At 67.7% G+C, this 1,693-nt stretch carries 1 protein-coding gene; it reads left to right on the forward strand.

Annotated elements, in window-relative coordinates; genetic code table 11:
* Positions 1-123 precede the first annotated feature (123 nt).
* A complete protein-coding gene (locus KJS59_RS30500; RefSeq protein ID WP_213457442.1) occupies positions 124-1,542 on the forward strand; it encodes an IS1380 family transposase in 1,419 nt (472 codons plus the stop codon).
* Positions 1,543-1,693: the final 151 nt, after the last annotated feature.

Raw genomic sequence — 1,693 nt, forward strand, 5'->3', positions numbered from 1 at the left:
TAGCCTCAGGCTTTCGTTAAGCGCCGTCCATAGTGTGGATCAAGAATGGAGAGGTGCCTTCTGAGCTGGGAAGATAGGACTTGCTGATGGTCTTATCGGTCCCGCGCGGAAGGCACCTGCCAGGTGAAGACTACCGGAACACGTCCGAAGGTCACGGTGAGCGCGGATGGGCGTGGTGTGGTCGGCCACGCCGGTGCCCGGCTGCTGGCCGATGTTGCCGACACGACGGGGTTGACCAACGCGTTCGGTGACGCGCTGGCTGGGCTGCGGCAGCGGCGGGGCGGGCATGACCCGGGCCGGGTCGCGGTTGATATGGCGGTGATGCTCGCCGACGGCGGTCAGGTGATCGCCGATCTGGCGGTCCTGCGTGATCAGCCGGACCTGTTCGGGGCGGTGGCATCGGATCCGACCGCGTGGCGGGTCTTGTCCGGTGTGGACAGTGATGCCCTCGATCGGTTGCGGGCGGCCCGCGCCGCCGCGCGGGAGTTGGCCTGGGCGCAGGCGGCCGAGACCCGCGACGGGATACCGGCCTCGATGGCGGCCGGCATGCCAGTGCCGGGTCTGGTCCTCGATGTGGACGCCTCGATCGTGATCTGCCATTCAGACAAGCAATCAGCGACCCGCACATGGAAGAAGACGTTCGGGTTCCATCCGTTGTTCTGCTTCATGGACAACACCCGGGAGGCGCTATCGGGCATGTTGCGCGAGGGTCGGGCCGGGTCGAACACCACCGCGGATCACATCACCGTCCTCGATCAGGCCCTGGCCCAGATCCCCGACGCGCACCGCTACGGCACCGACATCCTCATCCGCAGCGACTCGGCCGGCTGCACCTACGGGTTCCTGGCCCACATCCGCTCGCTGCGCGAGCACGGCATGAACACCTCCTTCTCCGTCGGTGTCGCGATCGGCGAGGCGGTCCGCGACGCGATCCGGATCGCCATCGACCACCCCGACTGGTGGCTGCCGGCCCTGGACACCGACGGCGACCTACGCGACGGGGCGCAAATCTGCGAGATCACCGGCCTGCTGCCCGCCACCTGGCTGGCCAACTACCCGGCCGGCACCCGATTCATCGTGCGCCGTGAACACCCGCACCCCGGCGCGCAACTGTCACTGTTCGACACCATCGAAGGCCTGCGCCACCAGGTGATGGCCACCGACACCCCGCACGGGCGCGGATCGATCCAGTACCTGGAAGCCCGCCACCGCGGCCACGCCCGCGTCGAAGACCGCATCCGCACGGGTAAAGACACCGGATTCGGCCACTTCCCGTCCCGCGACTTCGCCATCAACGCCGCCTGGCTCCAACTCGCTCTCACCGCAATCGACCTGCTCGCCTGGACCCAACACCTGCTCCTGGACGGCGACCTCGCCCACGCCGAACCCAAGAAACTGCGCTACCGGCTCCTGCACGTAGCCGCCCGGATCACCCGCTCCGCCCGCCGCACCCGACTGCGTATCGCGCAGGACTGGCCCTGGGCCCAGACGCTCGTCACCGCGTTCGACCGGCTCGCCGCCCTACCCCAACCCATCACCTGAGCCAGACACCCGCGTCCCGACCAGTACCCGATGGAGGAACCCGACCACCGCGTCGGGACACCGCCGTGCCCGCACCTCGACAGCCCACCAACGAAGATCAACAAGCCTCAATCAACACGTTGATCAACAGCTAGTGAAAGGCCGAGGCTAG

This window comes from Rhizomonospora bruguierae (genome assembly GCF_018397995.1).
Taxonomy (GTDB): Bacteria; Actinomycetota; Actinomycetes; order Mycobacteriales; family Micromonosporaceae; genus Rhizomonospora; species Rhizomonospora bruguierae.